Here is a 26,106-nt window from a genome sequence, read left to right as displayed (position 1 = left end):
GCCGAGGTTTTCACCCTGAAAGAGCATCCAGCATGACCACGTTGACCTTCCGCAAGCCGAGCGCGTTACCCGGCTTCGGCCTGACACTCGGCATCACGGTGGCGTATCTGAGCCTCGTGGTGCTGATTCCGCTCGCGGCGACCTTTCTCAAGACGGCCTCGCTCGACTGGAGCCAGTTCGTGCGTGCCGTCGCTTCGCCGCGCGTGCTGGCCTCGTACCGGCTGACCTTTTTCTCCGCGCTCGGCGGCGCGCTGATCAACGCGGTGTTCGGTTTTCTGGTGGCGTGGGTGCTGGTGCGCTATTCGTTCCCGTTCAAGCGTCTGGTGGACGCCGTGGTCGATCTGCCGTTCGCGTTGCCTACCTCGGTGGCGGGTATTTCGCTCGCGGCGGTCTATGCAGGCAATGGCTGGATCGGCCAGTTTCTCGCGCCGCTCGGCATCAAGATTGCGTTTACGCCCGCGGGCGTGCTGGTGGCGTTGACCTTCATCGGGCTGCCGTTCGTGGTGCGCACCGTGCAACCGGTGCTCGAAGAATTCGAGCGCGAGCAGGAAGAGGCGGCCGCCTGCCTCGGCGCATCGCGCTGGCTGACGTTTCGCCGCGTGGTGTTGCCCGCCGTGCTGCCGGCGCTGCTGACCGGGTTTGCGCTGGCGTTCGCGCGGGCGCTGGGCGAATACGGTTCGGTGATCTTCATTGCCGGCAATGTGCCGATGAAGTCCGAGATCACGTCGCTCCTGATCATCACCAAGCTCGAACAGTACGACTATGCCGGCGCGACGGCGCTCGCCGTGGTGATGCTGGTGGTGTCCTTCCTCATGCTGCTCCTGATCAACACGCTGCAGTGGTATCTGCAACGGCGCACGCGCCGCGGCGCGGCAGCGCCGGCGCTGCCTGCGGCGAGTGCGGCGAGCCTCGCCCCCGGCACGCCCGGAGGTCTGCAATGAGCCACGACTCCGCCGCGCTGCCGCCGTTGCCGCCCGTCCAGCGCGCCGCGGCGAATGTCGCGCGCCGTGCCGATCCGGTGACGGAACCGCGCCTCGTGCGCTGGGTGCTGACCGGCATCGCGCTGCTGTTTCTGGCGCTGTTCCTGGTGGTGCCGCTCGTCGCGGTGTTTTATCAGGCCTTGAGCAAGGGCGTAGGCTTCTATCTGGACGCACTCGCGGATCCCGACGCCGTCTCCGCCATCAAGCTGACGCTGCTGACCGCCGCCATCGCTGTGCCGCTGAATCTGGTGTTCGGCCTCGCCGCTTCATGGTGTATCGCGAAGTTCGAATTCAAGGGCAAGGCGCTGTTGACGACGCTGATCGACCTGCCTTTCTCGGTCTCGCCGGTGGTGTCCGGTCTCGTCTATGTGCTGCTGTTCGGCGCGCAGGGCTGGTTCGGTCCGTGGCTGGAAGATCACAACGTGCAGATCATCTTCGCCGTGCCGGGCATCGTCCTCGCCACCATTTTCGTGACGTTTCCGTTCGTCGCCCGCGAACTGATTCCGCTGATGCAGGCGCAAGGCAACGACGAAGAGGAAGCCGCCCACGTGCTCGGCGCGTCCGGCTGGCAGACCTTCCGCCGCGTCACGCTGCCGAACGTCAAGTGGGGTCTGCTGTACGGCGTGATTCTGTGCAACGCGCGCGCCATGGGCGAGTTCGGCGCGGTGTCGGTGGTGTCGGGCCATATTCGCGGCCAGACCGATACGATCCCGCTGCACGTCGAAATCCTCTACAACGAATACAACTTCTCGGCGGCGTTTGCCGTGGCGTCATTGCTGGCCTTGCTCGCGCTCGTGACGCTGGGCCTCAAGCTGCTTGCCGAGCGTCATATGTCGGCGGAACTGGCGGCCGCGCGCGATGTGCCCGCGCACGCCGGCCCCACCGTTTCGCCGTCGTCAGCGACGCTTGCGTCGACGCAGCACCCGGTCCAATAAGCGGAGTCTTTCATGGGTATCACCGTTCGTAACCTGCAGAAGCGCTTTGGCGATTTCACCGCGCTCGACAACGTCTCGCTCGATTTTCCGCCGGGCGAACTGGTTGCGCTGCTCGGGCCGTCGGGTTGCGGCAAGACCACGCTGCTGCGTGTGATCGCCGGCCTCGAATATGCGGACTCGGGCCAGGTCGTGCTGCAGGGGCAGGACGTCGCCACGGTCGGCGCGCGCGAGCGCCAGGTCGGTTTCGTGTTCCAGCATTACGCGCTGTTCCGCCATATGACCGTGTTCGAAAATGTGGCCTTCGGCCTGCGCGTGAAACCGCGCAAGGAGCGGCCGTCGGAGGCGGTGATCCGCGAGAAAGTGCATGAGTTGCTCAAGCTCGTGCAACTGGACTGGCTGGCGCAGCGCTATCCCTCGGAACTCTCGGGCGGCCAGCGGCAACGGATCGCCCTGGCGCGCGCGCTCGCCGTCGAGCCGAAAGTGTTGCTGCTCGACGAACCGTTCGGCGCGCTCGACGCCAAGGTCCGCAAGGAACTGCGTAGCTGGCTGCGCCGTCTGCACGACGATCTGCATATCTCGACCATCTTCGTCACGCACGACCAGGAAGAAGCGCTGGAAGTGGCCGACCGGATCGTCGTGCTGAATCGCGGCCATGTGGAGCAGGTGGGCAGCCCGCAGGACGTGTACGATCATCCGCAGACCTCGTTTGTCTACGAGTTTCTCGGCGCGGCCAACCGGCTGCGCGGCCAGGTGGATCGGCATGGTTTCGTGGTCGACGGCGCGGCGTTGCCGGTCGCCGCCGATGCCGGTTTCGAAGGTCCGGCGTTCGCGTATGTGCGTCCGCATGATCTGCAGCTTTATCCGCAGGCCGCGGGGCATCGCGACGGCATCGTGGTCGACGTGCGGCGGGTGGTGACGCTAGGCGGTTCGGTGCGCGTCGAACTCGCCGGGCGCGAGGGTCACGTGCTCGAAGCGGAACTGGATCGCGAGGCGTGGCGCGCGCTGCAACTCGCGGTGGGCGATGGCGTGACGGCGGTGCCGCGCGCCTTGCGCGTCTTTCCGGCGCATTGAGAGAGCCGGTTTAACCTCTATTTGAATAACTTAACTCTGGCTGAACCGGAGACACACTGATGAACTTCCAGCAACTGCGCTTTGTGCGCGAGGCCGTGCGCCAGAACATGAACCTGACCGAGGTGGCGAACGTGCTGTATACGTCGCAGTCGGGCGTGTCGAAACAGATCAAGGACCTCGAGGACGAACTCGGCGTGGACATCTTCATCCGGCGCGGCAAGCGCCTGACGGGGCTGACCGAGCCGGGTAAGGCCGTGCACCAGTTGATCGAGCGGATGCTGCTCGACGCGGAAAACTTGCGCCGCGTGGCCCGCCAGTATGCGGATCAGGACAGCGGCCACCTGGTCGTGGCGACCACCCACACCCAGGCGCGCTACGCGCTGCCCAAGGTGATCCGTCAGTTTACCGAAGTATTTCCGAAGGTCCATCTGGCGCTGCGCCAGGGCAGTCCGCAGCAGATCGCGCAGATGATCATCAATGGCGAGGCGGATATCGGCATCTCCACGGAAGCACTCGACCGCTTCCCGGATATCGTCACGTTCCCGTGCTATTCGTGGCATCACATCGTGGTGGTGCCGAAGGGGCATCCGCTGGTGGGGCGTCCCAATCTGACGCTCGACGAGATCGCCGAATTTCCGATCGTCACATACGACCAGGATTTCACCGGCCGCTCGCATATCGACCAGGCCTTCGCGAAAGCCGGCGCGCTGCCCGACGTCGTGCTGACCGCCATCGACGCGGACGTGATCAAGACTTACGTCGAACTCGGCATGGGTATTGGCGTGGTGGCGGCCATGGCCTACGATCCGAAGCGCGATACGGAACTGGTCGCGCTCGATACGCAGCATCTGTTCGAGGCCAGCACGACGCGCGTCGGCTTGCGCAAGGGCGCGTTTTTGCGGGCTTACGCATATCGGCTGCTGGAGATGTTCGCGCCGCAACTGAAAGAAGCGGAGATTGCCGCGCAGTTGCGCGCGGTGGATTGATTTGCTGCGGCACCGGGCGCGCACGGACGCGCCTCGGCTCGCGTGATGTCCCGTCATGCTTCTTGCAGGGGCAGCCATTCTCGCCTGGCGGCGTTGGCGGCGTGGCGGCGAGCGGCGCATCGCTTACAATCGCCGCCATGAATACTTCCACTTCTTCCACGTCCGCGGCGGCGTCCGCTTCAGGTGCATTGCCGCGCATCGCCGTGCTGGCGACGGGCGGCACGATTGCCGGCTCCGCCGCCGATGTCACCAACACCTCCGGTTATCAGGCCGGCGTGGTGGGCGTCGAGCGCCTGCTCGAAGCGGTGCCCGCTTTGTCGGGCGTCGCGCAGATCCGGCCCGAGCAGATTGCCGGCGTCGACAGCAAGGACATGGCGCTCGCGCTATGGACCACGCTCGCGCAACGCATCAACGTGCTGCTGGCCAGCGACGACATCGACGGCGTGGTGATCACGCACGGCACCGATACGCTCGAAGAAACCGCTTACCTGCTGCATCTGACCGTCAAAGGGACCAAGCCGGTGGTGCTGACCGCGGCGATGCGGCCGGCCTCCGCGCTTTCCGCCGATGGTCCGCTGAATCTGCTCAATGCGGTGACGGTCGCGGCAAGCGCGGCGGCGCACGGGCAGGGCGTGCTGGTCGCCTTCAACAACCGCATCCATAGCGCGCGCGACGTGGTCAAGACCAGCACGTATGCGGTCGATGCGTTTCAGTCGCCGGAAATCGGCGCGCTTGGCTGGGTGCAGGATGGGCGTGTCGAGTTCCAGCGCAAGGTCGTGCGTGCGCATACGGTCGCGACGGAATTTGTGATCGGCGCCAACTGGCCGAATGTCGAGATCGTCACGAGCTATGCGGGCGCTTCGCGGCTCGGCGTGGATGCGCTGGTGGCCGCGGGCGTGCGCGGTATCGTGGTGGCGGGAACGGGTAACGGCTCGATCCATGCCTCGATACAGCAGGCGCTCGCCGACGCCGCGACCCAGGGCGTGGCGGTGGTGCGATCGTCGCGGGTGGGATCAGGCCATGTGATGCGCAATGGCGCCGCAGCGGACGACGTGCTCGGCTTTGTCAGCGCCGGCTCGCTCAATCCCTACAAGGCGCGCGTGCTGCTGATGCTGGCGCTCGCGGCCGGCGCTACCGGAGCGGTGGCGCTGCAGACGATCTTCGACAAATACTGAGCCCGATCGCCGTCAGCGAAAAGTAGCAAGACATACAACCGCGAAATCCGACAGCCGGACACCCGACCACGACGTCTGACCGACCAAGGCTTCCCCGCCGCCGCCGGGTGCCGCTGCGGACCCCACTTGCCGCTCTCAGCCCAGAGCGGCACGATTTGTCCGATACGCCACGCTTGCCGCGCACCGCACCGGACGCCCCACCTGCCGGATGCCGTGACGCGCACGCCATCCGCTGTTGCTGCTGCTGAACTCCTCACCGAATCTATGGCTATCCGACAGGCAAAATCGGGGCCGTTCAGCATTCTTGCGCAATTGCCTCAAGCCGCTTTCGCTTCCTTGCCCGGCGCCTGCGCGACTTCGAAATTCGCCATGATCTCCAGCGCGCGCACCATCGCGGAGTGATCCCACTTCGCGCCGCCGTTCGCCGCGCAGACGCTGAACAGTTGCTGCGCGCTCGCCGTGTGCGGCAGGGCGATGCCCAGCTTGCGGGCGCCGTCGAGCGCGAGGTTCAGATCCTTCTGATGCAGTTCGATACGGAAGCCCGGATCGAAGGTGCGCTTCGTCATACGTTCGCCATGAACTTCGAGAATCCGCGACGACGCAAAGCCGCCCATCAGGGCCTTGCGCACGCGCTCCGGATCCGCGCCCGAACGCGCGGCGAACAGCAGCGCCTCGGCCACCGCTTCGATATTCAGCGCGACGATGATCTGGTTCGCCACCTTGCAGGTTTGACCCGCGCCGTTTTCGCCGATCAGCGAGATGTTCTTGCCCATCAGTTCGAACAGCGGCCTCGCGAGTGCGAAGGACTTTTCCGGCCCGCCGACCATGATCGTCAGCGACGCTTCACGCGCGCCGACTTCGCCGCCCGAAACCGGCGCGTCGAGATAATCCGCGCCGAGCGCGTTGATCTTCTTCGCGAAGGCTTGCGTGTCGAGCGGAGAGATCGAACTCATGTCGATCACCAGCTTGCCTTTGGTGAGACCGTTGGCGACGCCGTCGTCCGCGAACAGCACGTTGGCGACGTCCGGCGTGTCCGGCACCATGATGATGACGATGTCGGCGGCTTGCGCCACGGCCGTCGAATTCGCGACCACCGTGGTGATCTTGCCGAGATCTTCCGGCACCGGATACGCGCCGTTGACGAACAGCGCGTGGCCGCCCTTGACGAGGTTGCGCGCCATGTGCGCGCCCATGATGCCGAGGCCGATAAAACCGATCTTTGCCATTTGGTGATGTCTCCAGTGGGTTGGGGTTCTGTTGGGGGCGACGGTGCCGTGACGGCGCCGAACGTACCGCGTTACGAGGGCCGTTCAGGCGGCCACGTGCGCCGCGCCGCGTGACTGCCCGGCCACGCGCTGCACCCAGTCGAGACCGGCTGCCGTGGTCGTGCGCGGCTTGTATTCGCAGCCGACGTAGCCCTCGTAGCCGAGCGAATCGAGCAGGCTGAACAGGAACGGGTAGTTGATTTCGCCGGTACCCGGTTCATTGCGGCCCGGGTTGTCGGCGAGCTGGATGTGGGCAATCGACGCCAGGTTCTTTTTGAGGGTGGCGGCGAGTTCGCCTTCCATGCGTTGCATGTGATAGATGTCGTACTGCAGGAACAGGTTGTCCGAACCGACGGCGCGAATCACGTCGAGTCCTTCGGAAGAACGGTTCAGCGCGAAGCCGGGGATGTCGTATGAATTGCACGGCTCCACCAGCAGCTTGATGCCCGCCTGCTTCAGCGCGTTGGCGGCGAAGCGCAGGTTATCGACCATCGTCGCGTGGGCGCGGCCCGCATCGACGCCCGGACCAGGAATGCCGACGAGGCAATTCAGTTGCGGCACTTTCAGGGCCTGCGCATATTCGATGGCGCGGCCGACGCCTTCCTGAAACTCGCCGACACGATCCGGCAGGCAGGCGATGCCGCGTTCGCCGGCTTCCCAGTTGCCGGCGGGCAGGTTGTGCAGCACGAGCTTCAGACGGTTCTGTTGCAGACGTTCGGCCAGCTCGCCCACCTGATACGGATAGGGAAACAGGAATTCGACGGCGTTAAAGCCCGCGTCCGCGGCGGCCGCAAAGCGGTCGAGGAACGGGACTTCGTTGAACAGCATGGTGAGGTTGGCTGCAAATTTCGGCATGGTGCGGAGCTCTCGCTGGTCGGTCAATGAAATTACTTCCATCCGTGTCGTGCGGCGCGCGGTGTGTCGAACACGCGGCGCCGTGCGACGGATCGGGTCAAAACGAAACTGACAAAAGGGCCTGGCAAAAGGGCCTGGCAAACTCAGCAGGCTCAGTCGAGCATGCTGATGGCGCTCGGCGCATCCTCGCGCTTCGCCGCCAGTTCTTCGAACTCGTTGATGGCGTCGATTTCGGTGCCCATCGAAATGTTGGTCACGCGTTCGAGAATCACTTCGACGATCACCGGCACGTTGAATTCGGAGAGCATCGATTGGGCTTTTTGCAGCGCCGGTTTCAGTTCTTCCGGCTTGAACACGCGGATCGCCTTGCAGCCGAGTCCTTCGGCCACCGCGACGTGATCGACGCCATAGCCGTTCACTTCCGGCGCGTTGATGTTGTCGAAGGCGAGCTGCACGCAGAAATCCATATCGAAGGCGCGTTGTGCCTGGCGGATCAGCCCGAGGTACGAGTTGTTCACCACCACGTGCACATACGGCAGCTTGAATTGCGCGCCCACCGCGAGCTCTTCGATCATGAACTGGAAGTCGTAGTCGCCGGAGAGCGCCACGATCGGCCGTTGCGGGTCCGCGGCGCGCACGCCGAGCGCCGCCGGAATCGTCCAGCCGAGCGGGCCGGCCTGGCCGCAGTTGATCCAGTTGCGCGCCTTGTAGACGTGCAGGAACTGCGCGCCGGCAATCTGCGACAAGCCGATCGTGCTCACGTAGCAGGTGTCGCGGCCGAACACCTGGTTCATCTCTTCGTAGACGCGTTGCGGCTTGATCGGCACGTTGTCGAAGTGGGTCTTGCGTTGCAGCGTGCGCTTGCGTTGCTGGCAGTCCGCGACCCACGCGCTGCGGTCCTTCAGCTTGCCGGCAGCCTTCCATTCCTTCGCCACTTCGACGAACAGTTCGAGCGCGGCCTTGGCGTCCGAGACGATGCCGAGGTCCGGTCCGAACACACGGCCGATCTGGGTCGGCTCGATGTCCACGTGCACGAACTTCCGGCCCTTCGTATAAACCTCGACGCTGCCCGTATGACGGTTGGCCCAGCGGTTGCCGATGCCGAGCACGAAGTCGGAGGCGAGCAGCGTGGCGTTGCCGTAGCGGTGCGAGGTCTGCAGGCCGACCATGCCGGCCATCAGCGGGTGGTCGTCGGGAATCGCGCCCCACGACATCAGCGTCGGAATCACCGGCACGCCGATGGTTTCCGCGAATTCCACCAGCAGGTCTTCCGCGGCCGCATTGAGCACGCCGCCGCCGGAGACGATCAGCGGCTTCTCGGAATTGTTCAGGAGCGTGAGGGCGGCTTCGATCTGCTTGCGCGACGCCTTCGGCTTGTAGACCGGCAGCGGTTCATAGGTGTCGATATCGAATTCGATCTCGGCGAGCTGCACATCGATCGGCAGGTCGATCAGCACCGGACCGGGACGGCCCGAGCGCATCAGGTGAAAGGCCTGCTGGAAGGCGCGCGGCACCAGCGCCGGTTCGCGTACCGTGACGGCCCACTTGGTGACCGGTTTGGCGATCGATTCGATATCGACGGCCTGGAAATCCTCTTTGTACAGACGTGCGCGCGGTGCCTGGCCCGTAATAGCCAGAATAGGAATCGAGTCGGCCTGAGCGGAGTACAAACCGGTGATCATGTCGGTGCCGGCGGGGCCGGACGTGCCGATGCACACGCCGATGTTGCCCGGCTGCGCCCGCGTATAGCCTTCGGCCATATGCGAGGCGCCTTCGACGTGACGCGCCAGCACGTGGCTGATGTTGCCGGCGCGGCGCATCGCCGAATAGAACGGGTTGATGGCGGCGCCCGGTACACCGAAGGCGGTATCGATGCCTTCTTTTTCGAGCACCAGCACCGCTGCGTCGACGGCTCTCATCTTGGCCATGAATGTCTCCTGAATGTCTTTCAATGCGAAACGAAGGGGTTGAGACAGACTTTAGGTCTCACTTAAAGGTTTGATAAGATCAGTCCGGGTCGCTTATTTCGAAACAAAAAGTATGGAATGGCGGTAACAGCCGGGACCATATGCAAGGCGGTGGCAAACCCGCCTGCATGGGATGGGAGACAAAAATGGACCGTTTCAAGCAGATCGAAACCTTCGTGCGGGTCGCCGACGCCGGCAGCCTCGCCGCGGCGGCGCTGGAGGAGGGCGTGTCGCCGGTGATCCTCGGCCGCCGCATCGACGCGCTGGAAAAGCGCCTCGGCGTGAAGCTGATGTACCGCTCGACGCGGCGTCTGGTGGTCAGCGAGGAGGGCGCGGCGTTTCTGGAGCGCTGCCGCGGCCTGCTCTCGGAATGGGATCAGGCGGAAAACGAGCTGGCGGCGGGCCGTCGCGCGGTGAGCGGGCACCTGATCGTGTCGGCCCCGGCCGCGTTCGGCCGCAAGCATGTGGCGCCGCTCGCGCCGCCGTTTCTCGCCGACAAGCCGGAATTGCAACTCTCGTTCAATCTGACCGACCGGGTGGTGGATCTGGTGCGCGAAGGCTACGACCTGTCGATCCGCATCGGCGGGGCGGTCGATCCGAACTTCGTGGCCGTCAAGCTGGCGTCGAACCGGCGCGTGGTCTGCGGCACGCCGGACTACTTCCGCCAATACGGCAGGCCGAAGTCGCTCGACGACCTGCCGCGGCACAACTGCCTCGCCTTCAACCTGCAAGGGGGCCAGAACCGCGGCTGGTATTTCCGGCGCAACGGCAAGCTGGCGACGGTGCGGGTCGGCGGCACGCTCGATTGCAACGACGGCGAGTTGCTGCACCGCTGGGTGTCGGAAGGGCTTGGATTGGGCTGGCGCTCGACCTGGGAAATCCAGCAGCAGCTCGCGCGCGGCGAACTGGAGACGGTGCTCGACGAATTCGCGCTGCCGGATTACGACATCCTCGCCGTCTACCCGCAGCAGCGCTACGTGCCGGCCAAGGTGCGCTACTTCATCGACTATCTGAAAGAGGTCTACGCCAGCAAGGATTACTGGAACCGCAGCACGTACTAGTCGCGCGGTTGGTTCCGGTTGGTGCCGGTCGGTGCTGGCTATGGCGCGGCGCCCCTTTGCAGGCTAAATACTTGAAAACACTCCCGAATCCGGCGGCGATTTAACGGGATGTGTTGCAACCCGTCCCTATTCGGGCTACAATCTTCGGCTTCTCACTTGCCACACCGGTTCAGACGCCCGGGTGGCTTTAATCCCCAAGGAGTGTGTATGCGTCATTATGAAATCGTCTTTATCGTGCATCCCGATCAGAGCGAGCAGGTGCCCGCCATGATCGAGCGTTACAAGAGCACGATCACGTCGCACGGTGGCCAGATCCACCGTATCGAAGACTGGGGCCGTCGCCAACTGGCCTACATGATCGAGAAACTCGCGAAGGCTCATTACGTCTGCATGAACATCGAATGCGACCAAACCACGCTCGACGAGCTGGAACACGCATTCAAGTTCAACGACGCCGTTCTGCGTCACCTGATCGTCAAGATGAAGAAGGCCGAAACCGGCCCGTCGCCGATGATGAAGGAAGTGCAGCGCGAAGAAGCCAAGAAGGCAGCTGCCACGCAGCCGTCCGAAGCGCAGGCTTAAGACACACTATTTAAGCTACCAGGCACAAGCGTCGTTCTCGTGAATCGGCTGCAACTCACAGCCAGCGTCGTCGAACGCGAACCGGTGCGGTATACCCCCGCCGGCGTTCCGATCGCAAGCTGTACGTTGCAACACCGCACCGAAGTCGTCGAAGCCGGCATTGCCCGGCAGGTTGAATTGACGATGCCGGCGGTGGCGGCCGGCGAGGCGAGCGGCAAGCTGGAAAACTGTGCGATGGGCGTCGAAACGCTCTTCACCGGTTTCCTGGCGAAGAAAAGCCGCAACGCCAGAACCCTGGTATTTCACATCACAGCATTGCAGGACATTGGAAAGGACTGAACATGCCCCGCCCGACTGGTAAGAAATTCGACAAGCGTCGTCAGCAACAAAATCCGCTCTTCAAGCGCAAGAAGTTCTGCCGTTTCACGGCAGCTGGTGTCGATCAGATCGACTACAAAGACATCGAAACGCTGAAGGACTTCATCGGCGAGAACGGCAAGATCACGCCGGCGCGTCTCACGGGTACGAAGTCGCACTATCAACGCCAGCTGGACACGGCAATCAAGCGCGCACGTTTCCTCGCGCTGGTGCCGTACACCGACCAGCACAAGGCCTAACCCGACGACGCGACAAGGAGCAATCAGAATGCAAGTTATTCTTCTGGAAAAAGTCGTCAACCTGGGTAACCTGGGCGACATCGTCAAGGTGAAGGACGGTTACGCACGTAACTTCCTGATCCCGAACAAGCACGCACGCCGCGCAACGAAAGACGCAATCGCCGAATTCGAAGTCCGCCGCGCAGAACTGGAAAAGGTTGCTGCCGAAAAGCTGGCAGCCGCTCAGGCTCAAGGCGAAAAGCTGGCAGGCTCGACGGTTCAGATCAGCCAGAAGGCTGGCGTCGACGGCCGTCTGTTCGGCTCGGTGACGAACGCCGACATCGCTGACGCACTGGTCAAGCAAGGCTTCGCAGTGGAAAAGGCGCAAGTGCGTCTGCCGGAAGGCCCGCTGAAGCTGGTCGGCGACCACGCTGTGCAGGTCTCGCTGCACACCGACGTTCTCGTCGATGTGACGGTGTCGGTGCTGGGCGAACACGTCTAAGCATCCGCGCGTAGTATTGGCCAGGTAGTCCGACTGGCAAAGGGCAGGGGCCGGGTGACCGGCCCCTGCCTTTTTGTTGGGCGCTTTTGGTCGGCGAAGCCGCTTGTTTTTAGATTCCCTCTGGCGGCATTTAGCCCGATAATTCCATCCCATGAACGCACCGTCTAAAGACCCGCAACTCGAGTCGCTGAAAGTCCCGCCGCATTCGATCGAGGCCGAGCAATCGGTGCTGGGCGGCCTGTTGCTCGACAATGCCGCATGGGATCGCATCGCCGACTTCCTGTCGCAGAGCGACTTCTACCGCTATGACCACCGCATCATCTTCGAACACATCGGCAAGCTGATCGCGGCGACGCGTCCGGCCGACGTGATCACCGTCTACGAGGCGCTCGGCACCTCGGGCAAGGCGGAAGAGGTGGGCGGCCTCGCGTATCTGAACGCGTTGGCGCAAAACACGCCGAGCGCGGCAAATATCCGCCGTTACGCGGAAATCGTGCGCGATCGCGCCGTGTTGCGGCGTCTGGTGTCGGTGGCGGACGAAATTTCTGCGGACGCCTTCAATCCGCAAGGCAAGGAAGTGCGTCAGTTGCTCGACGAGGCCGAGTCGAAGGTGTTTTCGATCGCCGAAGACGGTGCGCGCGGCACGCAGGGCTTCCTCGAAATCGGGCCGTTGCTCACGCAGGTGGTGGAGCGGATCGATACGCTGTATCACACTGCCAATCCGAGCGACGTGACCGGCACGCCAACCGGCTTCGTCGACCTCGACCGCATGACCTCCGGCATGCACGGTGGCGAACTGATCATCGTGGCGGGGCGCCCGTCGATGGGTAAGACGGCGTTCTCCATGAACGTGGGCGAGTACGTCGCGGTGGAGTACGGCTTGCCGGTGGCGGTGTTCTCGATGGAAATGCCGGGCACCCAGCTGACGATGCGTATGCTCGGCTCGGTGGGCCGTCTCGACCAGCACCGCATGCGCACCGGGCGCCTGACCGACGAGGACTGGCCGAAGCTGACGCACGCCGTGCAGAAGATGAGCGAGGCACAAATCTTCATCGACGAAACCGGCGGCCTGAACCCGATGGAGCTGCGCTCGCGGGCGCGCCGGCTGTCGCGGCAGTGCGGCAAGCTGGGGCTGATCATCATCGACTATCTGCAACTGATGAGCGGTTCGTCGTCCGGCGAAAATCGCGCCACTGAAATTTCGGAAATCTCCCGTTCGCTCAAGAGTCTGGCCAAAGAACTCGACGTGCCGGTCATCGCGTTGTCGCAGTTGAACCGTGGTCTGGAACAGCGGCCGAACAAGCGCCCAATCATGTCCGATCTGCGCGAATCAGGCGCTATCGAGCAGGATGCCGACGTGATCCTGTTCATTTACCGCGACGAGGTCTATAACCCGGACAGTCCGGACAAAGGCACCGCGGAGATTATCATCGGTAAACAGCGTAACGGTCCGATCGGGCCTGTTCGCCTCACGTTCCACGGTCAATACACGAAGTTTGATAACTTTGCCGGCGCGCAGAATTTTTACGCCGAGTAAAGAGGCAAGTGGTAGCGCTGTTGTAACGACGCCTGCAAAAGGCGCGATCGAATCCCGGTAACGGTACAATATTGCGGTTTTATGTCAGTCGTGACGTGACCAAAATTCCGGGATCCCAATGTTCGGTCGATTCATGCCCACCGAGGGCAAGTTTTTTGAAATTTTTAATGAGCACGCCAAGTGCATTGTCTCGGCCAGCCACGAACTCGAGCTGCTGATCGACAATCTGCAGGACGCCGAGGTTCACAAGCAAAATGTGCAGAAGGCCGAAAAGGCCGCCGACAAGCTCACGCACGAAACCATCGACCTGCTGCACAAGACCTTCATCACGCCGCTCGACCGCGACGAAATCCACAAGCTGATCACCACGATGGACGACATCCTCGACCTGATGGAGGACGTCGCCACCGCCATTTCACTGTACGACGTGCAGGCGGTCACCTCCGAGGCGAGCCAACTGGCGCATATCTGCACGGCATCGTCCGAGCGCGTGCAATTCGCCGTCAGCCTGCTGTCGGATATGAAGCAGGCGAGCCAGATCCTGAAGGCCTGCGAGGATATCGACCGGCTCGAATCGGAAGCCGACCGGGTGTTGCGCTCGGCCATGTCGAAGCTCTTCCGCGAGGAAGACAACGTCAAGACGCTGATCAAGCTGAAGGCGATCTACGAGCTGCTCGAGACCATCACCGACAAATGTGAGGACGTGGCGAACATCATCGAAGGCATTGTGCTGGAAAACGCCTGATGCAATCGATTCAACTTGCCATCTGGGCCGTTGCCTTCCTGGTCGCCGTGTCGCTGGTGTTCGACTTCATGAATGGTTTTCATGACGCGGCGAATTCGATCGCCACCGTCGTGTCGACCGGCGTTCTCAAGCCGCAGCAGGCGGTCGCGTTCGCGGCGGCGTTCAACGTCGTGGCGTATTTCATCTTCCACCTGAAAGTCGCGCAGACGGTGGGCAAGGGCACGATCGACCCGGACATCGTCGATCACTATGTGATCTTCGGCGCGCTGGTCGGGGCGATCGGCTGGAACATCGTCACGTGGCACTACGGCATCCCGTCCAGCTCGTCGCATGCACTGATCGGCGGCCTCGTGGGCGCGGCGCTCGCCAAGTCGGGCTGGCATTCGCTGAATGTCGACGGCCTGATGAAGACGGTCGCGTTCATCATCATCTCGCCGCTGCTCGGATTCGTGCTCGGCTCGTGCTTCATGCTGGCGGTCTCGTGGATCTATTTCCGCACGCCGCAAAGCAAGGTCGACCGGCGCTTCCGGCGTCTGCAACTCGTCTCGGCGGGTTTGTACAGCCTCGGGCATGGCGGCAATGACGCGCAGAAAACCATCGGCATCATCTGGATGCTGCTGATCGCGACGGGATATGCTTCGTCGATTGCCGATGCGCCGCCGCTGTGGGTGATTGGCGGCTGCTATCTGTCGATGGGGCTGGGCACGCTGTTCGGCGGCTGGCGCATCGTGCGCACGATGGGTCAGAAGATCACCAAGCTCAAGCCGGTCGGCGGCTTCTGCGCCGAGTCGGGCGGGGCGATCACGCTGTTTATCGCCTCCTTCCTCGGCATTCCCGTCTCCACCACCCACACGATTACCGGCGCCATCGTCGGCGTGGGCGCCACGCAGAAACTCAGCGCGGTGCGCTGGGGCGTGGCCGGCAATATCATCTGGGCCTGGGTTCTGACGATCCCTGCCTCGGCCGTGCTGGCCGCAGCGGGCTGGTGGCTCGGCCACCGGTTCCTGTAACGCGCGTGGCGGCCCGCCGGTGCCGGCGCGCCGCCTGCCTCGTGAGGCTTAAATGAGCGGCGTGCTGCCGCCGTCCATCGGGATGATCGCGCCCGTCACGTAGCTGGCGCGCCGGCTCGCGAGGAAGAGCGCGACGTCGGCGATTTCCTCCGATTTCGCGTAGCGCCCGAGCGGCACCTTGGCCTGACCCTTCGCCAGCGCCTCGGCGAGGCTCACGCCTTGCTGGCCGGCCTCGAGCCGCGTCGCTTCCTCGACACGCTCCGTCAACGTCGCCCCAGGGTTGATGGCATTGATGCGAATGCCGTAGCGGGCGTAATAGTGCGCGAGTCCTACCGTCGCGAGCATCAGCGCGGCGTTCGCGGCGCCGCCGGCAATGTGGATGTCGCTGGCCACCTTGCCGCCCATACCGATGATATTGACGATCGTCCCCGGCTCGGCGGCGCCGTCGGCTTTCGCGCGCTCGGCCATGCGTCGCAGCACTTCCTGCTGAGGGTAAATGTAGGGGAAATACTTGGCTTCCATGGTCGCCCGGAAGGCATCGGCATCGAGCGTTTCCGGATCGTAGCGGCGCGCCGCGCCGGCGCTATTGACCAACACGTCGATCGGGCCGACCGCGGTGGTCACTTCTTCGACAATATCGGCTGCGCCATGCGGCTCGTGCAGATCGGCGCGCGTCAGATGCACATGCAGGCCTTCGCTGGCCAGTTGCTCGCGGGCTCGCGCGAGATTCGCCGGATCGCGCGAGACGATCGCGACCTTCGCGCCTTCGGCCGCGAACGCGCGGGCACAGGCGAGGCCAATCCCTTTGCTGCCGCCCGTAACCAGCACGACTTTGTCTTTCAGTCCAAGATCCATGGTGAGTACCTGCTGTTTGAGGAATATCGGGGACGATAGCAGATAGCATAGTCGCGCGTAGTCGAGGGCGCACTGACTGACCGGGGAGTCGAAGCAGGGAAAAGGGTGCGGCGAGACCGCCGTCGTTCAGAAGTTGCCGGTGGCGAAGTGGGCGATCGGGTCGTCGCCGGATTGCGTGGGCGCGGGAATGGCGCGCGAACCGGTCGAGGCGCGCATGATCTGCACGCCGCCGCTCGGACCGGCTTGCTGTTCCTGGCGTACCGCGACGGAAGCGGGCGGCGGCGGTTCGAAGGCGTCGGCCGCGGCGTCGATGGGGTCCGGCGCGCGGGCGACGCTTGCGGGTACGGGCGAGCGCACGGGCGCATCCGCGGTGTCGGCGTTGGCAGTGGCCGCAGGCACGCGTGAGACGGTGCCCATGCCACCTGTGTCCGTTTGCGTGCGCAACGTGCCCGACGAAACGGCAGTCGGCGTGACGGCGCCCGCTTCACGCGCCTGCATCTGCGCGGCGCTCATGACCGGAGGCGGCGGCTCGAAGGCATCCGCGGACGGAGCGGCGGCAGACTGAGGCGCGGGTTGAATCGCGCTCGTCGTCAACGGCGCCTGCATCGTCGTTGCTACACGCTGCGGCTGAAATGTCTGCTGCGATTGCACAGGCGCCGCCACGGGCTCAGGCGCTGCCGCATAGCCATAGCCCGAGCGCGACTCAGCAACCGGCTGCTGCGACGAACCCATACCCGCATAGCCGGCAGACGACTCTTGCGGCTCGACGGGAGCCGCCATCCTCTCCGGCGGATTCGAAACCTGATAGGTCGGCGCTTCGAACGGCGCTGGCGCGTGGGTCGGCGCCGCCACCCGGCGAATGCCGTCGAACCGTTTGGCCCAATACGGATTGGTCAGATAGTCGATGCGGACCGTCCCGCCCGTCGACGGCGCATTCACGAAGCGCAGCTTGCCCACATAAATGCCGACGTGCGAATGCGGCCGTCCCGTCGTATTGAAAAAGATCAGATCGCCGGGTGCGACTTCGTCCGGTTCGATCGACTCGCCGCTGCCGCTCATATCCGCCGTGGTGCGCGGCAGATTCACCGATGCCGAGCGCGCCACCACATAGCGAACCAGACCGCTGCAATCGAAGCCGCTATCGGGCGTATTGCCACCCCAGCGGTACGGAATGCCGACAAGGCTCATTGCCTGAATGGAGATTTCCTCACGTCCGACGCTGTGATCGACGAAGTTCGGGAAGCCGGGCGGAGGGGTGTGATAGGCGCTGCCGCTGGACGCCGTCGAATAGCTCCCCGAGCTGCGCGAAACCCGCTGCGGCGCGCTGGAACAGGCGGCGAGCAGCAGAAGGATCAGCAGCGAAAAGCCAAGTCGGCGCATAAAGACAAGGCGAGCGTAAACACTCGCTTAAGGCGGGCGATGTCGGGATGTTAGCCCTTCCGACAGGCCTTGAGCAAGAGAAGTTGATAAATTACTTGAAGTTTACGCGCTAAGTGTGGTGCTGACGGCTTAAAAACGAGATATGCCGCGCACCCGGCGCTTCCCGCTGCGCGCCCGTCCAGAAACGAAAAAAGCCGCGCCCGGTATCACCCGGACGCGGCCTTGGCACAACTCAAAATCGTATACGGCTGTGGAGCGTGGCTTACAGAATATCGGACGCGTAATCCGCGAGGCGCGAGCGCTCGCCGCGCGCCAGCGTCACATGCCCGCTGTGCGCCCAGCCTTTGAAGCGATCTACCACATACGTCAGACCCGAACTGCCTTCCGTCAGATACGGCGTATCGATCTGCGCGATATTGCCGAGACAGATGATCTTCGTGCCCGGACCGGCACGCGTGACCAGCGTCTTCATCTGCTTCGGCGTCAGATTCTGCGCCTCGTCGATGATCAGGTACTTGTCGACGAACGTCCGGCCGCGCATGAAGTTCATGCTCTTGATCTTCAGGCGCGAGCGGATCAGTTCCTGAGTCGCGGCACGGCCCCATTCGCCGGCTGCGTCGTCGGTTTTCTGCAGGACTTCGAGGTTGTCGTCGAATGCGCCCATCCACGGCTGCATCTTTTCCTCTTCCGTACCCGGCAGAAAGCCGATGTCTTCGCCGACCGGCACTGTCGCCCGCGTCACGATGATCTCGTTGTAGCGCTTGTCGTCGAGTACCTGTGCAAGCCCCGCCGCGAGCGCGACGAGCGTCTTGCCGGTACCGGCCTGACCGAGCAGCGTGACGAAATCGATCTCCGGATTCATCAGCAGATTGAGCGCGAAATTCTGCTCGCGATTGCGCGCCGTGATGCCCCACACGTTGTTCTTGTGGTGGCCGTAGTCGCGCAAGGTTTGCAGCAGGGCCGTCTTGCCGTTCAGCTCACGCACCAGCGCGTGGAAGGCCGGCTCGCCGTTTTGCGGCTCCAGATAGACGAACTCGTTGACCAGCATCGAGGCGCACAGCGGCCCGGTCACGCGGTAATACGTGGTGCCGGTTTTGGTGTCCTGCCAGCTCTCCATGCCCTTGGCATGCTTGGTCCAGAAGTCCTGCGGCAGCGCGCGAATGCCCGAGTAGAGCAGGTCCTTGTCTTCGAGGACCTGGTCGTTGAAGTAGTCTTCGGCGGGCAGGCCGAGCGCGTGCGCCTTGATGCGCATGTTGATGTCTTTCGACACCAGCACGACCTGGCGGTCGGTGCGGTCGCGTTGCAACGCGCGCACCACGCCGAGGATCTGGTTATCCGCCTTGCCCTGCGGCAGGCCTTCCACCGGCTCGATGGAGGTCAGTTCGGTCTGGAAATACAGGCGTCCGGCGGCCTCGCGGCTGCCTAGGCGCGACAGCGAAATGCCGTCCGACATGTTGCCGCCATTGGCGACCAGCGCATCCAGCGTGCGGCTCACCTGACGCGCGTTGCGCGCGACCTCGGACATGCCTTTCTTGTGGTTGTCGAGTTCTTCCAACGTCATCATCGGCAGATAGACGTCGTGTTCCTCGAAACGGAACAGGCAGGTCGGATCGTGCATCAGCACGTTCGTGTCGAGCACGAACAGCTTGCGGGTTTCGACCTGTTCCGCCGAACTGCCGCGTTTTTTCGCGCTGCCGCGGGTGGCCGCTGCCGGCGCGGCGGTGGCGGTGCTGGCCGGCTGCTTGCCGGCGCGCGCCACGACCGGTTCGAGCGGGGCGGATTCCGCAGGGGCGGGTTCCTGACGCGCGGCAGGAGCCGGCACCGGCTGCAGCAACGCGGCGGTTTGTCGGGTCTTGCGGCCGCGCGCGGGAGCGGCGGGCTCGGCAGCGGCGGAAGCAGTAGAAGCGGACGAAGAAACAGGAACCGGCCGCAGGGTGGTAGCGGCATTGGCGGCGCGCGCCATCGGCGTCGCGACGCTGGCTTGGCCGATATCGGCCGACTCGGCTGGCTCCCCGTCAACCGCCTGTTTTTTGGCGGACCGGGCCGGCGTGGCTTTAGCCTTGTATTCGTCAGCCGGTAGGAGATTGCCGAGCTTGCTGGGTGCGGTAGGCAAAGGCATGGTTTCCCTCGAAAAAATCGGGTCACATATCGTGCGCCGCCTGTCGCATTCTGCCCGTGTGCCAAAAGGCCCACGCAGTTTGCGCCCGGAGGCGCGCTTTCGGTCTAAAAATGCCGGTTCGCCTGGTTTTCGATCGGCTCCTTGACGAGAGCGCGTGGCCGGACAAATGAACGGCTTCGCGCAATTAAAAAAGCCGCCGCCCCGGCAAACGGGGCAAGCGGCTCGACTTCGGTCATCGCGTTGCGCCTCCCTGCCTCAAGCATGGAGGCAGGATATGCGGCGCAGCCGCGGAAAGTATGGGGTGGACAGGCACTCATTGCGGCCCAATATAACGCGCCTCACAGCGCTTGTACAGCCTCCAGAATTTCATCGACATGACCTGGTACTTTCACGCCACGCCACTCCCGGCGCAGGACGCCCTCGCTGTCGATGACAAATGTGGAGCGTTCGATTCCCCGTACTTCTTTGCCATACATTTTCTTCATTTTGATGACGGAAAAGAGCGCGCAGAGCGTTTCTTCCGGATCGGAGATCAGCGGGAACGGCAATTCGAGTTTGGCCTTGAAATTGTCATGCGAGCGCAGGCTGTCGCGCGATACACCGAGAATCTCGGCGCCGGCCTTTTTGAACTTCGGATACAGATCGCGAAACTGCAGGCCTTCGGTCGTGCAGCCCGGCGTGTTGTCCTTCGGATAAAAATACAGCACTACCTTCTTGCCGCGAAGACTGGACAGCGTGATCTCGCCACCGGTTGCGGGGGCGGTAAAGTCGGGCACGGGTTGGTCGACTGCGATGGACACGAAGTTCTCCGGTGTTTCGTTTGGTTTTGTTATAGCGGCTGGACGATCAGTTCGCCGGAACGGCCTGAAATCTCACCCCAGGTGACAGGGTACGATGGCAGCGTGCCGCGGTCCAGCGTGGCGTGATAGTCGCCCATCGTGGCAAAGGTGTGGCCTTGTGCGCGCCAGCCGTCCAGCAACTGCTCGAAGATAGGCGCGAGCTTTTGCCCTTCCAGTTCGGCGTGCAGCGTGAAGACCTGATCGTGCGGATTGTTCTCGGTGCGCTTTAACATCCACGCAGCGACGTTATGCAGGTCGACGCCGTCGACGCCCAGCACTTCGTCGAGCGTGGGCAGCGTGGTGGGCATCTGCACGTGCGAGAGGGTCTTGCCGTCCACGACGGGGAAGTACGGCGAATGACCGCGCCCATCGGAGGCATACTGCATGCCCCACGCGTCGATCTGTTCGAACGCGTGGCCGTTCATCTGCCAGCCGGCGGCGCCATGCGTGACGGGCGGCGCGCCGAAGATTTCAGCGAAACGCTGATGGCTTTTCTGCATCTGCGCAACGGTCCAGTCGCGCCCGCGCGTGCGCACATTGTCCTGCCAGTAGACGTGGTCCCACGTATGGATGCCGCATTCGAAGCCGGCCTCGTGGATGGCCCTCATCTCCGCAGCCGCCCGCGTGCCGATATCCGGCCCCGGCAGCAGCACACCGTACATCAGTTGTTTGATGCCGTAATGCTCGACCACCGAGGTGCGCGACACCTTCTGCAGAAAGCCCGGCCGCAAGACACGGCGCATCGCCCAACCGGTGTGGTCGGGTCCGAGGCTAAACAGGAAAGTGGCGCGCGCCTTGAAGCGGCCGAAAATGCGCGCGAGATTCGGCACGCCTTCGCGGGTGCCGCGCAGCGTGTCGACGTCGATCTTCAGGACGATACGAGCCAAGGATCAGCCCTTATTGCTGTTCGACGAGCGCGCGCGCTTCGCCGACGTGGCCGCGATACGCTTCGAAAATCTTGCGCAGGGCTTCGTCGAAAGTGGACTTCGGCGCCCAGTTGAGTTCCTGCATGGTGTTGTCGATCTTCGGCACGCGGTTCTGCACGTCCTGGTAGCCCGCGCCGTAGTAAGCGCCCGACGAGGTTTCGACCAGTTGCACCTGCTTGGCCGTTTCCGCGTATTCCGGGAATTCGGCGGCGAGCGCCAGCATCTTGTGCGCGAGCTCACGCACCGAGAAGTTGTTGGTCGGGTTGCCGATGTTATAGATCTTGCCGGTGGCGACGCCGTCCTTGTTCTCGATGATCTTCATCAGTGCGCCGATGCCGTCGTCGATATCCGTGAAGGCACGCTTTTGCGCGCCGCCATCCACGAGGCTGATGTTCTCGCCGCGCACGATGTGGCCAAGGAACTGCGTGACCACGCGCGAGCTGCCTTCCTTCGGCGTATAGATCGAATCGAGGCCCGGGCCGATCCAGTTGAACGGACGGAACAGCGTGAAGTTCAGGCCCTCCATGCCGTAGCCCCAGATCACGCGGTCCATCAACTGCTTCGAGCACGCGTAGATCCAGCGCGGCTTGTTGATCGGGCCATACGACAGTTGCGACTCTTCCGGGTCGAACTGCTCGTCCGTGCACATGCCGTACACCTCGGAGGTGGACGGAAACACGAGGTGCTTGCCGTACTTCACCGCCGAACGCACGATGGGCAGATTCGCCTCGAAGTCGAGTTCGAACACGCGCAGCGGCTGCTTGACGTAAGTGGCCGGCGTGGCGATCGCGACGAGCGGCAGGATCACGTCGCACTTCTTCACGTGATACTCGACCCACTCCTTGTTGATGGTGATGTCGCCTTCGAAGAAATGCATCCGCTCATGGTTGACGAGGTCGCCGAGGCGCTCGGTCTGCATGTCCATGCCGAACACTTCCCAATCGGTCGTTTCGAGAATGCGTTTGGACAGGTGATGGCCGATGAAGCCGTTGACACCCAGAATCAGGACTTTTTTCATTGATGACGGGACGATTGAATGAGCCGGGAGAATTCGGCAGGGGAGACGACGGGCTCTTGGCCTTCGTGCTGGCGCCGCAATTCGTGGATGGCAATGGCGCGGCCGTCGCCGCACACCGCAAAAACGGCATTATCGCTTACGTGGAGGCCCGGCGGCAAATCCGAGCGGAGCGCGCCGGGGCGGGCAAGCCGGGCCTGCGCGACGATGAAGCGCTGGCCGTCAAGCTCTGTGAACGCGCCCGGATAGGGGGGCGCCACCGCGCGGATCAGGTTGTAGACGTCCTGGGCCGGCTGGTTCCAGTCGATCCGGCCGTCTTCGGGCTTGCGGCCGCCGAAGTAGCTGCCGTGCGCCAGATCGTTGGGCAGATGCGGCGCCTCGCCGGCCAGCAGCGCCGGCAGCACGCGCCAGAGGGTCTGCTCGGCGGCCACGGTGACTTTGTCGAACACTTGCGCGGCGGTGTCATCCGGCAGGATCGGCACCGGGGTCTGCGCGATGATCGCGCCTGCGTCCGGCCTGGCGGCCATTTCGTGCAGCGTGGCGCCGGTTTCGGTCTCGCCCTTGAGTACCGCCCAGTTGGTCGGCACGCGGCCGCGGTACTTCGGCAGGAGCGAACCGTGCATGTTGTAGGCGCCGCGCGCGGCGAGCGCGAGCAGCTCGACCGGCAGCATGTGGCGGTAGTAAAACGAGAAGATGAAATCCGGCCGCGCGGCGCTGACTGCGGCGCGCAATTCGGCGCTTTGCGGGTCGGCCGGCGTGATCGCCGGAATGCCGTAACTTGCCGCGACCGAGGCTACGCTGCCGAACCAGATGTTCTCGCTCGGGTTGTCTTCGTGGGTGACGACGAGCGCCACCTCCACGCCGCGCGCGAGCAGCACCTGCAGGCAGCGCACGCCGACGTTGTGATACGCGAATACGACCGCGCGTGGCTTCATGGGTTGGGTCCCTGATCGATGAGCGGCGCGGGCTGCACAGCCTGCACCACGGCCTGGCGCGGCGCCTCGGCGACAGTGGCGCCGTCGCGCTGTTCGAGAATGGTCTGCACCAGATAACGCGGGCGTGCCCGCACCTGCTGATAAATCCGCCCAATGTATTCGCCGAGCAGGCCGAGCGCGAAAATGATCACGCCGAGCAGGAAGAACATGACGGCGAACAGCGTGAACACGCCTTGCACTTCCGCGCCGATGATGAAACGCCGGATCAGCAGCAGCACGAACAGCGCCGCCGAGCCGAGCGACAGGATCACGCCGATGAACGACAGCCACTGCAGCGGCACCACCGAAAAGCCGGTCACGAGGTCGAAATTCAGGCGAATCAGCGAGTACAGCGAATATTTCGATTCGCCGGCAAAACGCTCTTCGTGCGCGACTTCGATCTCGACCGGATTCTGCGCGAACGTATAGGCCAGCGCCGGAATGAAGGTGTTGATTTCGCCGCAACGGTTGATCGTGTCGATGATGTGCCGGCTATAGGCGCGCAGCATGCAGCCCTGGTCGGTCATCTTGATGCGCGTGATGCGCTCGCGCAGACGGTTCATCGCCCGCGAGGCCTTGCGGCGCCACAGGCTGTCCTGACGCTGCATGCGGATCGTGCCGACGTAGTCGTAACCTTCGCGCATCTTCGAGACCAGTTTGGCGATTTCTTCCGGCGGATTCTGCAGGTCGGCGTCGAGCGTGATGACGATCTCGCCGCGCGACTGTTCGAAGCCCGCGAGAATCGCCATATGCTGGCCGTAGTTGCCGTTCAGCAGGATCACGCGCGACGTGTCCGGCCGTTTGCGGAACTGCTCGGCCAGCAAGGCGGGGGATTTGTCGCGGCTGCCGTCGTTGATGAAGATGACTTCATAGGCGGTGCCGAGCGCATCGAGCGCCGGATAAAGGCGCGCGAACAGCGCGGCCAGCCCGGCTTCCTCGTTGTACACCGGGATGATCACCGAGACTTCCGGCGTATCAGACATCGGGGAGCGATGTTCCGTTTGAGTCATTTCCGCTTATTTTCCGTATTGTTCGCAAATTTCGTTGACCGCCTGGCACACGCGCGCCACGTCGGCTTCGTTCATCAGCGTGAAGAGCGGCAGCGTGACCGTGGTCTGCCCGAAGCGCTCCGCATGCGGGAACATGCCTTCCCTGAAGCCGCGCGCGCGGTACAGCGAGAACAGATGGATGGCCGGGTAATGCACACCCGAACCGATGCCGCGTTCTTTCAGCTGGCCCATGAAGCCGGCGCGGTCGATGGCGAGCTTCTCGAGCGGCAGCGTGATCTGGAACATGTGCCAGTTGCTGTTTTCAAAGTCAGCAAGCGGCAGACCCATTCCCAGCTTGACGGCCGCGCCGCCTTCGAAACCCTGGAAGTAGGCTCGCACGAGCTTGCGGCGCTGGGCGATGAAACGCTCCATGTGCGGCAGTTGGCCAAGGCCCACGCGCGCCGCCACGTCGGTCAGATTGTATTTGCCGCCGAGCACGTCGCAGTCCATACCGTCGAAACCCGTGCGGGTGATGCCTTGCAGGCGGTATTTCTGGGCGAGGATCGCTTCGTCCTCGTTGTTCAGCACCAGCGCGCCGCCTTCGACGGACGTGAGATTCTTGTTGGCGTGGAAGCTGAACGAGACGATGTCGCCGAGTTTGCCGATCCGCTCGCCTTTCCACGTCGAGCCGAACGCCTGGGCGGCGTCTTCGATCACGCGCAGCTTGTGGGCGCGGGCGATTTCATAGAGACGGTCCATGTCCACCGGCAGGCCCGACAGATACACCGGGATGATCGCCCTGGTACGCGGCGTGATGGCTTTTTCCAGCAGGTCCAGATCGATGTTGCGGGTTTTCGGGTCGATGTCGGCGAATACCGGCGTCGCGCCCGTTTCGAGGATCACGTTGCTGGTGGAGACCCACGAGGCGGGCGTGGTGATGACTTCGTCGCCCACGCCCACTCCGGCAATGCGCAGGCCGATTTCGAGCGTCGCCGTGCCGGAATTGAAGGTCCGCACCGGACGGCCGCCGCAGAATTCCGAGAGCGCGGCTTCGAACGCCTGGTTCTGCGGGCCGGTGGTGATCCAGCCGGAGCGCAGCACCTCGGCCACCCCCTGGATGGTCTCTTCATCGATTTCCGGACGGACAAACGGCAAAAACGGGACGGATGACTGGCTCATGAATGCTTCGCTCGAAAGAAATAGGGCGGCAACCAACAACGATTACAACGACCGCGACCGGCAAGGATACAGCGGCGGACCGGAGCGAACGGCGCGAGTATGAGGCCGCATCGCGCGCGCTGCTTACCGGTTCTTAACGCCCGCCTGATCTCGTGAATCACCGGCCGGTCGAACCTTGAAGACGACTAGCTGCGCGCCAGGATGACGACGCCCAGCAGAATAATGCCGATCCCCACCAGCTTCTGGACCGACAGCACCTCGCCGAACAGATACCAGGCCGCGAACGCGTTGACGATGTATCCCAGCGAAAGCATCGGATAGGCAATCGACACATCCACCCGCGACAGCCCGATCACCCACACCGCGACGCTGATCACGTAACAGCTCAAGCCGCCGATGATCGGCCATTGGGTCGCCAGCCGGAAGCCAATGGGCAGGATGTTCGCACGGCTGAATTCGAAGTGTCCAACGGCATTCGTGCCGGCCTTGAGCAGAAGCTGCGCGCAGGCGTTCAGCGTGACGCCTGCGAGGATACAGATGAGCGAAATCGGGTTCATCGACGG

General features: G+C 63.5%; 27 protein-coding genes. 13 read left to right on the top strand and 14 right to left on the bottom strand.

Annotated elements, in window-relative coordinates:
- Positions 1-32: 32 nt before the first annotated feature.
- From cysT to FQ755_RS10555, 5 genes are all read left to right on the top strand, one after another.
- Entirely contained in the window at positions 33-941 is a 909-nt protein-coding gene (cysT, locus tag FQ755_RS10575) for a sulfate ABC transporter permease subunit CysT (RefSeq protein ID WP_144153819.1), read from the top strand.
- Positions 938-1,915 carry a sulfate ABC transporter permease subunit CysW gene (gene cysW, locus FQ755_RS10570; protein WP_186308481.1) on the top strand — a complete coding sequence of 326 codons (978 nt, stop codon included), beginning with the start codon at positions 938-940 and terminating at the stop codon, positions 1,913-1,915. The genes cysT and cysW overlap by 4 nt, the downstream gene beginning before the upstream one ends.
- Before the next feature lie 12 nt (positions 1,916-1,927).
- On the top strand, positions 1,928-2,986 hold the full coding sequence (locus tag FQ755_RS10565) for a sulfate/molybdate ABC transporter ATP-binding protein (protein ID WP_144153818.1): 1,059 nt from the start codon (positions 1,928-1,930) through the stop codon (positions 2,984-2,986).
- Positions 2,987-3,045: 59 nt separating this feature from the next.
- Entirely contained in the window at positions 3,046-3,972 is a 927-nt protein-coding gene (locus FQ755_RS10560; protein WP_144153816.1) for a CysB family HTH-type transcriptional regulator, read from the top strand.
- Between the two features lie 137 nt (positions 3,973-4,109).
- Positions 4,110-5,147 carry an asparaginase gene (locus FQ755_RS10555; RefSeq protein ID WP_144153814.1) on the top strand — a complete coding sequence of 346 codons (1,038 nt, stop codon included), beginning with the start codon at positions 4,110-4,112 and terminating at the stop codon, positions 5,145-5,147.
- A gap of 317 nt (positions 5,148-5,464) precedes the next feature.
- Here the strand turns inward: FQ755_RS10555 and FQ755_RS10550 are convergent, their stop codons facing one another.
- The 3 genes from FQ755_RS10550 to gcl form a co-directional block, all read right to left on the bottom strand.
- Positions 5,465-6,373 (bottom strand): 2-hydroxy-3-oxopropionate reductase, encoded by a 909-nt coding sequence (locus FQ755_RS10550; RefSeq protein WP_144153812.1) that lies wholly within the window; start codon positions 6,371-6,373, stop codon positions 5,465-5,467.
- Positions 6,374-6,457: 84 nt separating this feature from the next.
- Positions 6,458-7,267, bottom strand: coding sequence for a hydroxypyruvate isomerase (gene hyi, locus FQ755_RS10545; protein WP_144153810.1), 810 nt, complete (start codon positions 7,265-7,267; stop codon positions 6,458-6,460).
- Positions 7,268-7,419: 152 nt separating this feature from the next.
- Positions 7,420-9,195, bottom strand: a complete 1,776-nt coding sequence (gene gcl / locus FQ755_RS10540; RefSeq protein ID WP_144153808.1) for a glyoxylate carboligase — start codon at positions 9,193-9,195, stop codon at positions 7,420-7,422.
- A 185-nt stretch (positions 9,196-9,380) separates the two neighbouring features.
- On the opposite strand from gcl, the gene FQ755_RS10535 reads away from it, so the two are divergent.
- From FQ755_RS10535 to FQ755_RS10500, 8 genes are all read left to right on the top strand, one after another.
- On the top strand, positions 9,381-10,295 hold the full coding sequence (locus FQ755_RS10535) for a substrate binding domain-containing protein (protein WP_144153806.1): 915 nt from the start codon (positions 9,381-9,383) through the stop codon (positions 10,293-10,295).
- A 207-nt stretch (positions 10,296-10,502) separates the two neighbouring features.
- The gene (gene rpsF / locus FQ755_RS10530; RefSeq protein ID WP_090695885.1) at positions 10,503-10,877 is read left to right on the top strand and encodes a 30S ribosomal protein S6; all 375 of its coding nucleotides are present in this window, start codon (positions 10,503-10,505) and stop codon (positions 10,875-10,877) included.
- Between the two features lie 39 nt (positions 10,878-10,916).
- The gene (gene priB / locus FQ755_RS10525; RefSeq protein ID WP_074298441.1) at positions 10,917-11,216 is read left to right on the top strand and encodes a primosomal replication protein N; all 300 of its coding nucleotides are present in this window, start codon (positions 10,917-10,919) and stop codon (positions 11,214-11,216) included.
- Between the two features lie 2 nt (positions 11,217-11,218).
- On the top strand, positions 11,219-11,494 hold the full coding sequence (gene rpsR / locus FQ755_RS10520) for a 30S ribosomal protein S18 (RefSeq protein WP_074264854.1): 276 nt from the start codon (positions 11,219-11,221) through the stop codon (positions 11,492-11,494).
- Between the two features lie 28 nt (positions 11,495-11,522).
- Entirely contained in the window at positions 11,523-11,975 is a 453-nt protein-coding gene (rplI, locus tag FQ755_RS10515) for a 50S ribosomal protein L9 (protein WP_144153804.1), read from the top strand.
- A gap of 151 nt (positions 11,976-12,126) precedes the next feature.
- Positions 12,127-13,512 carry a replicative DNA helicase gene (locus FQ755_RS10510; protein WP_144153802.1) on the top strand — a complete coding sequence of 462 codons (1,386 nt, stop codon included), beginning with the start codon at positions 12,127-12,129 and terminating at the stop codon, positions 13,510-13,512.
- Positions 13,513-13,630: 118 nt separating this feature from the next.
- Positions 13,631-14,257 (top strand): DUF47 domain-containing protein, encoded by a 627-nt coding sequence (locus tag FQ755_RS10505; RefSeq protein ID WP_144153800.1) that lies wholly within the window; start codon positions 13,631-13,633, stop codon positions 14,255-14,257.
- Complete coding sequence (locus tag FQ755_RS10500) at positions 14,257-15,267, top strand: inorganic phosphate transporter (RefSeq protein WP_144153798.1); 1,011 nt, start codon at positions 14,257-14,259, stop codon at positions 15,265-15,267. The genes FQ755_RS10505 and FQ755_RS10500 overlap by 1 nt, the downstream gene beginning before the upstream one ends.
- A 48-nt stretch (positions 15,268-15,315) precedes the next feature.
- Here the strand turns inward: FQ755_RS10500 and FQ755_RS10495 are convergent, their stop codons facing one another.
- From FQ755_RS10495 to FQ755_RS10450, 11 genes are all read right to left on the bottom strand, one after another.
- Positions 15,316-16,122, bottom strand: coding sequence for an SDR family NAD(P)-dependent oxidoreductase (locus tag FQ755_RS10495; RefSeq protein ID WP_144153796.1), 807 nt, complete (start codon positions 16,120-16,122; stop codon positions 15,316-15,318).
- Positions 16,123-16,248: 126 nt separating this feature from the next.
- Positions 16,249-17,502: a C40 family peptidase gene (locus FQ755_RS10490; RefSeq protein WP_144153794.1), complete on the bottom strand. Its 1,254-nt coding sequence runs from the start codon at positions 17,500-17,502 to the stop codon at positions 16,249-16,251.
- A gap of 262 nt (positions 17,503-17,764) precedes the next feature.
- Positions 17,765-19,621, bottom strand: a complete 1,857-nt coding sequence (locus FQ755_RS10485; RefSeq protein ID WP_144153792.1) for a PhoH family protein — start codon at positions 19,619-19,621, stop codon at positions 17,765-17,767.
- A 104-nt stretch (positions 19,622-19,725) separates the two neighbouring features.
- A complete protein-coding gene (locus tag FQ755_RS38075) occupies positions 19,726-19,857 on the bottom strand; it encodes a hypothetical protein (RefSeq protein ID WP_260858480.1) in 132 nt (43 codons plus the stop codon).
- Positions 19,858-19,959: 102 nt separating this feature from the next.
- Positions 19,960-20,421, bottom strand: a complete 462-nt coding sequence (locus tag FQ755_RS10480) for a peroxiredoxin (RefSeq protein ID WP_144153790.1) — start codon at positions 20,419-20,421, stop codon at positions 19,960-19,962.
- Between the two features lie 29 nt (positions 20,422-20,450).
- Positions 20,451-21,347 (bottom strand): polysaccharide deacetylase family protein, encoded by an 897-nt coding sequence (locus FQ755_RS10475; protein WP_144153788.1) that lies wholly within the window; start codon positions 21,345-21,347, stop codon positions 20,451-20,453.
- Between the two features lie 10 nt (positions 21,348-21,357).
- Complete coding sequence (locus tag FQ755_RS10470) at positions 21,358-22,404, bottom strand: bifunctional UDP-4-keto-pentose/UDP-xylose synthase (RefSeq protein ID WP_144153786.1); 1,047 nt, start codon at positions 22,402-22,404, stop codon at positions 21,358-21,360.
- Entirely contained in the window at positions 22,401-23,336 is a 936-nt protein-coding gene (locus FQ755_RS10465; RefSeq protein WP_144153784.1) for a formyltransferase, read from the bottom strand. Before FQ755_RS10465 ends, FQ755_RS10470 begins: the two co-directional genes overlap by 4 nt.
- A complete protein-coding gene (locus tag FQ755_RS10460; protein WP_144153782.1) occupies positions 23,333-24,385 on the bottom strand; it encodes a glycosyltransferase in 1,053 nt (350 codons plus the stop codon). The genes FQ755_RS10465 and FQ755_RS10460 overlap by 4 nt, the downstream gene beginning before the upstream one ends.
- Positions 24,386-24,391: 6 nt before the next feature.
- On the bottom strand, positions 24,392-25,543 hold the full coding sequence (locus tag FQ755_RS10455) for a DegT/DnrJ/EryC1/StrS family aminotransferase (RefSeq protein ID WP_144153780.1): 1,152 nt from the start codon (positions 25,541-25,543) through the stop codon (positions 24,392-24,394).
- 185 nt (positions 25,544-25,728) lie between these two features.
- The gene (locus FQ755_RS10450; protein WP_144153778.1) at positions 25,729-26,100 is read right to left on the bottom strand and encodes a DMT family transporter; all 372 of its coding nucleotides are present in this window, start codon (positions 26,098-26,100) and stop codon (positions 25,729-25,731) included.
- Positions 26,101-26,106: the final 6 nt, after the last annotated feature.

This window comes from Paraburkholderia sp. BCC1885 (genome assembly GCF_900996235.1).
Taxonomy (GTDB): Bacteria; Pseudomonadota; Gammaproteobacteria; order Burkholderiales; family Burkholderiaceae; genus Paraburkholderia.
This window is presented reverse-complemented; position numbering and strand designations above follow the sequence as displayed.